Here is an 8,993-nt window from a genome sequence, read left to right as displayed (position 1 = left end):
TTCACATGGACCGAAGTTTCTCTGATCAAATGTATTGACGCATGACAGAAAGTGCGAGAGACCGTTGGGGACAGGTGAGCCGGGGAAGACGGCTTGCCACGCGGCGCCACGCCGCTTGGATCCGGGGCGGGAGGCGCCCCTTTCGGGAGGAAGACGATATGCGCAAGGGATTCTGGTCCACCCTCGTTCTCGGCTCTGTGCTGATGGGCACAGCCCTGCCGGCGCTCGCCGAAGGGCAGGCCGACCTTATCAAGCCGATCGACAAGGAGCTGACCTTCGTCTTCATCCCGAAGGTCATCCACCCGTGGTACGACGTGGTGCGCCAGGGCGGCCAGTTCGCGGTGGACGAATTCGCCAAGGAAGGCATCAAGATCAACATGATCTGGGACCAGCCGCCGCAGGCTGACGTCGCCGACCAGAACCAGCGCATCGAGGCCAATATCGGTCGCAAGCCCGACGGTCTCGCCGTCGCCTGCCTCGATCAGGCGACGAACGTCCAGCTTTTGAACGAAGCCAAGGAAGCCGGCGTCAACACGATCACCTTCAACTCGTTCTGCTCGCCCGACTTCGCCTTCGTCGGGCAAAAGGACAGCTACGGCGACGGCTTCGACCTTGGCAAGTATCTGGCCGACCACATCGGCGGCGAGGGCGAGGTCGGCATCCTGTCCGGCTCGCTGACGGCCACCGACCACGTCGAGCGCATCAAGGGCTTCAAGAAGGCGCTCGAAGCCTATCCGAACGTCAAGATCGTGTTCGAGCAGCCCGACAACGACGTACTGGAGGAAGCCGTCTCGCTCACCGAGAACGCGCTCCAGGCGCATCCGAACATCAAGGGCTTCTTCGGCTGCAATGCCTCGAACCCGATCGGCATCGCTCGCGCCGTGCAGAACGCCGGCAAGGCGGGCACGGTCGCGGTCGTCGGCATGGACGACCTGCCCGAGGCCGTCGACTTCGTGAAGGAAGGCGTCATCACCGCCCTCAAGGCCCAGCGCCAGTGGGACATCGGCTACTGGGCCGTGAAGTACATGGTGGCGATGAACCAGAACCACACGATCCCGATGGACCACAACACGGGCTCGCGCCTCATCACCAAGGATCAGCTCTAAGCTGCTTCGGGGGCCGGTTCGCCGGCCCCTGTCGTCTCTCGTTCGACTTGGGGAAGAGGCCGTCATGGACGCGATCGCCACCGCCTTCGAGGCGAGAAACGTGTCGAAGAGCTTCGGCGTGGTCCACGCTCTGAAAGGCGTCTCGGTCTCGATCCGCCCCGGCGAGGTCCACGCCATCATCGGCGAGAACGGCGCCGGCAAATCGACCCTGATGAACATCTTCTGCGGGCGCCTGCGCCCGACCGCCGGCCAGCTTCTCGTCGGCGGCACCGAGGTGCATTTCCATTCGCCCGGCGAGGCGCAAGGGGCGGGCATCGCCATCGCGCCGCAGGAGATCAACCTCGTCCCCGCCCTCACCGTCGCCGAGAACATCATGCTCGGCGCCGAGGTCACGCGCGGCCCCGCCATCGACTGGAAGGCGACGCGCCAGGAAGCCCTCACCCATCTCCACGCCGTCGACGACACGATCGCGCCGGAAGCCAAGGCCGGCGACCTCTCGAAGGCGCAGCAGCAACTCGTGCAGATCGCCCGCGCCGTCGCGACCAAGGCCCGCATCCTGATCTTCGACGAGCCGACCGCCGCACTCACCACGCGCGAGACCGAGAAGCTCTACGCCTTCATCCGGCGCTTCCGCGAGAGCGGCGGCTCGGCCTTCTACATCTCCCATCGCCTCGACGAGATCCTCGACCTCTCCGACCGCATCTTGGTGCTGCGCGACGGCGCCTATGTCGGCGAGCTCGACCCGAAGCGCACGTCGAAGCACGAGATGGTCGCCCTGATGGCGGGCCGCGAGGTCGCGCTCTCGACCCACACGCCGCGCCGGCTGGAGGATCGCCCCGTCGTCTTGCGCGTCACGGGCCTCTCGCGCCCCGGCGAGTTCGAGGACGTGTCGTTCGAACTCCACGAGGGCGAGGTGCTCGGCGTCTCCGGCCTCGTCGGCGCGGGGCGCACCGAGGTCGCCAAGTGCATCTTCGGCCTGACCAAGCCGAAGTCCGGCACGGTCGAACTCTTCGGCGACGCGCGGCCGGTGACGGACCCGGCCGACGCTATTCAACGCGGCCTTGTCTACCTGCCGGAAGAGCGCAAGCAGGAAGGCATCTTTCCGCTTCTCTCCATCGCCGAGAACCTGACGATCGCGACCCTCGACCGCTTCCGCGGACCCGCCTGGATGGACTTCCGGGGCATGGCCCGCACGGTCGACGACTATGTCGACCGCCTGCGCATCAAGATCGGCTCGGCCTCCGACCCGATCACCTCGCTGTCGGGCGGCAACCAGCAGAAGGTCATCCTCGGCCGCTGGCTCGCCAAGAACGCGAAGATCCTCATCCTCGACGAGCCGACGCGCGGCATCGACGTCGCGGCGAAATCCGAGATCCAGGGCGTCCTCGACAGCCTGACGGCCGCCGGCCTCTCGATCGTCTACATCTCCTCCGAGCTGGAGGAGGTGCTGAACGTCTCCGACCGCATCCTCGTGATGCACGAGGGCCGCGTCAAAGGCACCCCGCGTACCGAGGACATGACGCAGGAGTCCCTCCTGCGCCTCGCCATGAGCTGACGCGCCCGCCGCGCCCCATCCTTCCCGACCGAAAGGCACCCCGAGCCATGACCAACACCGCTCTTGGGTCTCCCGCGCGGGCCCGCACCGCCGCCCCGTCCCTCTGGTCCCGCTTCAAGGGCTGGGAGGCGAGCGGCATCCTCATCGCGCTCGGGCTGTTCGCGATCATCCTGTCGATCGCCGCGCCGAACTTCCTGTCGGCCTACAACCTGACGGTCGTGGCGCGCGCCGCCGCCTTCGTCGGCCTCGTGGCGCTCGGACAGACGCTGGTGCTGCTTCTGGGCGGCATCGACCTGTCGGTGGGTGCGGCGGCGGGCCTTTCGGCGATCGTCGGCTCGCTGCTCCTCACCTCCGCCGGGGTGCATCCCTGGCTGGTGATCCCGCTGGCCTGCCTGTTCGGGCTCTGCCTCGGCCTCGTCAACGGCTTCTTCATAGCCTACCTCAAGCTCAACCCCTTCATCGTGACGCTGGCGTCAGGCGAGATCTTCGCCGGCATGACGCTCGTCATCACGGAAGGCTACCCGATCCGCCCGCTCGGCGCGGGCTTCCGCGTCTTCGGCCAGGGCGAGATCCTCGGCCTGCCGGTGCCGGTCTGGTTCTTCCTCGTCTCGGCGGCGATCCTGATCTGGGTCCTGCGCAACACCAAGTTCGGCCGCAACATCTTCGCCATCGGCGGCAACCGCGACGCCGCCGTCCTCGTCGGCATCCGCATCCGCCGCGTCGAGCTTCTGGTCTACGGCCTCGCCGGCATGTTCGCCGCCATGGCCGGCATGCTCTACGCGAGCCGCATGGATGCCGGTCAGCCATCGGTCGGCGAGGGCTGGATGCTGCAGGCGGTCACGGCAGCCATCATCGGCGGCACGTCGCTTCGCGGCGGCCAGGGCACGATCGTCGGCACCGCGCTCGGCGCCCTGCTTCTCGCCATGCTCGCCAACGGCACCGTGCTCCTCAACGTCTCCGGCTTCTGGCAGCGGGTGATCGTCGGTCTCGTCGTCCTCATCGCGATCCTCGTGGACCTCGCCCGCCGCCATCGCCGCTGACCGGCCGCCGAAGACCTCTCCCATCCCCGTCCGGGCCGACGCCCGGGCGGGGATTTTCGCGCGCCCTTCCCGCTGCCGGCTGGACCGTGAAGCCCGCCGGGTTCTACATCTGGACCGACGCGCGTTCGGGAGGGACCGACATGAACCACGCCCTGCAGTTCTACATCGACGGCGCCTGGGTTGCGCCTGCGTCCGACGTCCGCCTCCCGGTGATCGACCCCTCGACCGAGGAAGCCTTCGCCGAGATCGCGCTCGGCGGGTCCGCCGATGTCGACCGTGCGGTGGCGGCCGCCCGCCGCGCGTTCCGGTCCTATTCGCAAACCAGCCGCGCGGAACGCCTCGCGCTGATGCGCCGCCTTCTCGAGGTCTACAAGGCGCGCCTGCCGGAGATGGCCGAGGCGATCAGCCGCGAGATGGGCGCACCCCTCCCCTTCGCGCTCGGCAGTCAGGCCGGGATCGGCACGGCTCATCTCGCCAGGATGATCGAGACGCTGGAGACCTACGTTTTTGAGGAGATGCGCGGCACGACGCTGATCGCGCGCGAGCCGATTGGCGTCGTTGGCATGATCACGCCGTGGAACTGGCCGATGAACCAGATCATGTGCAAGGTCGCGCCCGCGCTCGCCGCCGGCTGCACCATGGTGCTGAAGCCCTCCGAGATCGCGCCGATGAGCGGCCTCCTCTTTGCCGAGATCTGCGACGAGGCGGGACTGCCGAAAGGCGTCTTCAACCTCGTCAACGGCGACGGGCCTGGGGTCGGTGAGGCGATGTCTCATCATCCCGGCATCGACATGATGTCCTTCACGGGCTCGACGCGGGCCGGCATTCTCGTGGCCAAGGGCGCCGCCGACACGATCAAGCGCGTCCATCAGGAGCTCGGCGGCAAGTCGGCCAACGTCCTCCTGCCGGACGTCGATCTGGAGACCGCCGTCACGAAGGGCGTGCAGGGCTGCTTCGGCAATTCCGGCCAGAGCTGCAACGCGCCGACACGCATGTTCGTGCCGGCCGATCGCCACGACGAGGCGGCCGTGATCGCCGCGCGCGCCGCCGACGCCTTCAAGGTCGGCCCCGCCGATGCCGCGTCGACGCAGCTCGGCCCGGTCGTCAGCCAGGTCCAGTACGACAAGATCCAGGCGCTGATCGAGACCGGCATCCGGGAGGGCGCGCGGCTCGTCGCCGGCGGTCCCGGCCGGCCCGATGGTCTCAACCGCGGCTATTTCGTGCGCCCGACCGTCTTCGCGGGCGTTACCCCCGACATGACCATCGCCCGCGAGGAAATCTTCGGGCCGGTCCTGTCGATCCTCTGCTACGAGAGCGAGGACGACGCGGCCGAGCTTGCCAACGATACGGTCTACGGGCTCGCATCCTACGTCCAGTCCGCCGACCCGGCGCGCGCTCGCGCCTTCGCGCGGCGCATGCGCACGGGCAACGTCTACATCAACTACCCCGCCTGGGACGCGGGCGCGCCGTTCGGCGGATACAAGCAGTCCGGGAACGGACGCGAATATGCCGAGTTCGGGCTGGACGAGTTCCTGGAGATCAAGGGGGTCGTCGGCTGGGGCGCCTGAACCTTCGGGTCGGGCGGCCCCGGTCGATAACGCGGACAATTGCTTTCCGCCCCGTTTGGTGACAAGGGAGCCGCCGATCGGAATCTGCGGGGCGCCGAGGGGCGTCGCGCATGGGGTGAAGAGGCTTCATGGCCGTCGAAATCGAGCGCAAGTTTCTTGTGATCGGCAATGCCTGGCGCGAGCGCGCGGCGCGCGTCAGGACCCTCCGGGACGGACTGGTCAGCCAGGGTTCCAACGGCAAGGTCCGCGTGCGCCGCGACGGCGAGACGGCGTGGCTGACGGTGAAGGGCGCGCGCTCGGGCATCTGCCGCAGCGAGTTCGAGTACGAGATCCCGGTCGTCGACGCGGAGGAGATGCTCGGCGGAGTCTGCACCGGACAGATCATCGAGAAGGACCGGTTCGAGGTTCCCCACGAGGGACACCTCTGGGAGGTCGACGTCTTCCGTGGCGCCTTGGCCGGCCTCGTCTGGGCCGAGGTCGAACTCCATCATCCCGACGAGCGCTTCGCGGTGCCCGACTGGGCGGGCCGTGAGGTGACCGGCAATCCGCTTTACCGCCACACCGCGCTCCTCAACGCCTTCGCCGCCAACGACGGCCGGACGGAGCTTCGGGAATGGATGGCCGAGGCCTGACCGGCGAGCCGTCCCGGCTGGCCTTTCGCCGCATTCGTTCTCCACAAGACGAGCGTCAGACATCCATCGGAGAATCGGCCTTGTCCGCAGTCCGCCTGTTCGCTCCCCTCGCGCTGGGCGCCGCCCTCGCCTTCGCCTCGCCCGTCCTGGCGCAGGATGCGCCGCAGCCCCCGGCCCCGCCGCCCGCACGCGTCAGCGTCTCCGGCGAAGGCTTGGCCAGAGGCGCGCCCGACCTCGCGGTCACGCAGTTCACCGTCATGCGCTCGGCCGCAACGGCCGCGGATGCGCTGGGGCAGGTCAACACCGCGATGGAGGCTGTGCGCGCCGCGATGCCCTCGTTCGGCGTCGAGGCCCGCGACCTCCAGACCTCGGGCTTCCAGATCTCGCCGCAATACCGCTACGACAACCGCTCCGACGGCACGCAGGCGCCCCCAGTGCTCACCGGATACGAAGTTCGCAACACGCTGTCGGTCAAGGTCCGCGACATCCCCAAGCTCGGCGAACTCCTCGATCGCGCGGTGCAGCTCGGCGTCAACGAAGGCGGCTCGATCTCCTTCCAGATCGAGGACGATGCGGCCCTGCGCGATGCCGCGCGCCGCGATGCCGTCGCCCGCGCTAGCGCCAGCGCGACCGTGCTGGCCGAGGCCGCGGGCCTGAAACTCGGCCGCGTGGTCACGATCGAGGACACGGCCGGCGGCTTCGTGCCCGTCCCCCCGCCGATGCCGATGGGCGAGATGCGGATGATGGCGAGCAGCGCCGCCAAGGTTCCGGTCGAGGCCGGCGAGAACACGATCTCCGCGCAGGTCCGGATCGTCTACGAACTTCAGCCCTGACACCCACGAAAAGGGGCGGCCCGCAAGGACCGCCCCTTCGTCATTCAAAAGCTTCGGAAGCTCAGCGGTAGCCGATCACCGGGCAGCCGCGGTCCTGCGCGAAGCGCAGCGAGGTGGGATAGCCGCGCTTGAAGCCCGCCACCACGACGCCGCGGTGGCTCACCCGCACCACGTCGGCACCGCGCAGGCCCATGTCGCGCGCCTTGCGCAGGGCAAGACGCGGCGAGCACTCGCCCCGGCGCGGACCCCGGTCACCCCAGCGCTCTCCCCGATGCGGACCCCGGTCGCCCCAGCGCTCGCCCCGGTCGCCCCAGCGCTCGCCATGGCGCGGGCCGCGCTGCTCCCAACGGTCATGCCGCTCGCTGCGGTAGTCAACGAGGGTCACGCCGGCCGCATCGCGCGGCGCGGCGCTGGCGACACCGGCCGCACCGAACGAGCCAAGGAGCGTCGCGGCGACGAGGGTGGAACGGATCAGGCTGGACAGCATGGATGGATCTCCTGTCGAACAAGGCGCGCCGAACGCGCGTCGTGACGTCTGAGATAAGCCAACCTTCCTGAATTGCCGCCGTCCGCCTCGTTCATCCCTCGTTCAGCATGAGAAGAAAACCGCGGGTTCTTGCCGCGCCGCACCATTGCCGGACGCAAAGCGTTCACAGACCCACCGTAGCGTATTCTGGAGTTGCAGGTGCGGACGATATGCAGAAGATCACGTCGTTCTGGAATGAGCAGGCCAACGTCATGCGGGAGCTTGGCGCACGCCATGCCGCCTTGGCCTCCGCGTGGCTTTTCGTTACCGCGATCCTCGCCTTCACAGCCCCCTGGATCGCGCCGCTGTCCTTCGCCGGCTGCATCGCGACCTTTCTCGTCCTCGGGCATCTGCGGCGCGATCTCGCTCGCACGCACCAGGAACTCGCCCGCGTGCGCGGCGAGCAGGAGGCGCTCGTCGAGCGCCACGTGATCGACGAGATCACCGGCCTTCTGACCCGGCGCGCCTTCCTCGAGGCGGCCGGCGAAGCCATGAAGAGCCGCGACGGCGGCACGTCGCTTGCCTTCTTCGCGCTCGACATGGACAACCTCAAGGTCCTGAACGACAGCTTCGGGCACCGCGCCGGCGATTTCGCGCTCTCCCACATCGCAACGACGCTGAAGCGCCTCGTGCCGCGCGTGACCGCCGGGCGCCTCGGCGGCGACGAGTTCGCCTTCGTGCTGCCCTGCGCCGACGAGGCGGAGGCTCTGGCCTTCGGCGAGTGGTTCGGCCAGACTCTCAACACGCCCGTCATGGCGGGCGGGCGGCGCCTGTCGCTGTCGGCGAGCCTCGGGGTCGTCATGGTGCCCGAGCGCACGGTCTACCTGTCGGAGGCCATGCAGTTCGCCGACGTCGCGCTCTATGCCGCCAAGAGCGCCGGACGCAACAAGACCGCCGTCTTCGACGCCGACATGCTGGCCGAGCTGAAGCATCGCCGCCTGATCGAGCGCGAGTTGCGGGCGGCGATCCTCCTCAACGAACTCGACGTCCACTACCAGCCGATCAGCGGCCTCGACGGAAAGCTCGTCGGGGTGGAAGCCCTCCTGCGCTGGCAAAGCCCGTCGCGCGGCAACATCTCGCCGGCCCGCTTCATCCCGATCGCGGAAAGCACGGCGCTGATCGACCAGCTCGGCGAATGGGTGCTGCGCCGGGCGCTGACCGATGCCCGCGATCTCCCCGAGGGGCGGATTTCCGTCAACGTGTCGGCCAACCAGCTGAAGCGCGACGATGTGGTCGACATGGTGGCGCGGGTGCTCGCCGAGACCGGCCACGCGCCGAGCCGCCTGACCCTCGAACTCACCGAGTCGGCGGCGATCCAGACGACGCCCGACATCTGCCGCCGCCTGCAGGCCCTGCGCGACATGGGCATCCGCATCGCGCTCGACGATTTCGGCACGGGCTTCAGCGGCTTCGACTATCTCCGCCACCTGCCGGTCGACTGCATCAAGATCGACCGCAGCTACATCTCGCGTCTCGGCGACAGCGAGACCGACAACGTCTTCGTCTCGGCGCTGGCGAGCCTTGCCAATTCGATGCGTCTGTCGGTCGTCGCCGAGGGGATCGAGACCGAGCGACAGATGCTGCTGGCGCGGGCCGCCGGCTGCACCCTGTTCCAGGGCTACCACCTCGCGCGGCCGATGCCGAAGGCGGACCTCCTACGCTTCCTCGACCACAATCTCAGGCAGTGCGCCTGAAACCTGGAGTTGTTATGATACCGATCGACCCGGCCCCGT

At 68.4% G+C, this 8,993-nt stretch carries 8 protein-coding genes; 7 read left to right on the top strand and 1 reads right to left on the bottom strand.

Annotation, left to right across the window (positions count from 1 at the left end):
• Positions 1–158 precede the first annotated feature (158 nt).
• The 6 genes from QZ753_RS13170 to QZ753_RS13145 all read left to right on the top strand — a co-directional run bounded on the left by QZ753_RS13170 (position 159) and on the right by QZ753_RS13145 (position 6,734).
• A complete protein-coding gene (locus QZ753_RS13170) occupies positions 159–1,106 on the top strand; it encodes a substrate-binding domain-containing protein (RefSeq protein ID WP_294644240.1) in 948 nt (315 codons plus the stop codon).
• Positions 1,107–1,170: 64 nt separating this feature from the next.
• On the top strand, positions 1,171–2,661 hold the full coding sequence (locus QZ753_RS13165) for a sugar ABC transporter ATP-binding protein (RefSeq protein ID WP_294644239.1): 1,491 nt from the start codon (positions 1,171–1,173) through the stop codon (positions 2,659–2,661).
• A 47-nt stretch (positions 2,662–2,708) separates the two neighbouring features.
• Entirely contained in the window at positions 2,709–3,701 is a 993-nt protein-coding gene (locus QZ753_RS13160) for an ABC transporter permease (RefSeq protein ID WP_294644238.1), read from the top strand.
• Positions 3,702–3,841: 140 nt separating this feature from the next.
• Complete coding sequence (locus tag QZ753_RS13155; RefSeq protein ID WP_294644237.1) at positions 3,842–5,269, top strand: aldehyde dehydrogenase family protein; 1,428 nt, start codon at positions 3,842–3,844, stop codon at positions 5,267–5,269.
• Positions 5,270–5,397: 128 nt separating this feature from the next.
• The gene (locus QZ753_RS13150; RefSeq protein ID WP_294644236.1) at positions 5,398–5,901 is read left to right on the top strand and encodes a CYTH domain-containing protein; all 504 of its coding nucleotides are present in this window, start codon (positions 5,398–5,400) and stop codon (positions 5,899–5,901) included.
• 80 nt (positions 5,902–5,981) lie between these two features.
• A complete protein-coding gene (locus QZ753_RS13145; RefSeq protein WP_294644235.1) occupies positions 5,982–6,734 on the top strand; it encodes an SIMPL domain-containing protein in 753 nt (250 codons plus the stop codon).
• A gap of 61 nt (positions 6,735–6,795) precedes the next feature.
• On the opposite strand, the gene QZ753_RS13140 is transcribed toward QZ753_RS13145, so the two are convergent.
• Positions 6,796–7,221, bottom strand: a complete 426-nt coding sequence (locus QZ753_RS13140; protein ID WP_294644234.1) for a hypothetical protein — start codon at positions 7,219–7,221, stop codon at positions 6,796–6,798.
• A 209-nt stretch (positions 7,222–7,430) separates the two neighbouring features.
• Here QZ753_RS13140 and QZ753_RS13135 point away from each other — a divergent pair, with 209 nt between their 5' ends.
• Positions 7,431–8,954, top strand: a complete 1,524-nt coding sequence (locus tag QZ753_RS13135) for a bifunctional diguanylate cyclase/phosphodiesterase (protein ID WP_294644233.1) — start codon at positions 7,431–7,433, stop codon at positions 8,952–8,954.
• Positions 8,955–8,993: the final 39 nt, after the last annotated feature.

This window comes from uncultured Aureimonas sp. (genome assembly GCF_913775355.1).
Lineage (GTDB): Bacteria > Pseudomonadota > Alphaproteobacteria > Rhizobiales > Rhizobiaceae > Aureimonas.
The sequence above is the reverse complement of the archived record's forward strand: the minus strand, read 5'-3'. Positions and strand labels throughout refer to the sequence as shown.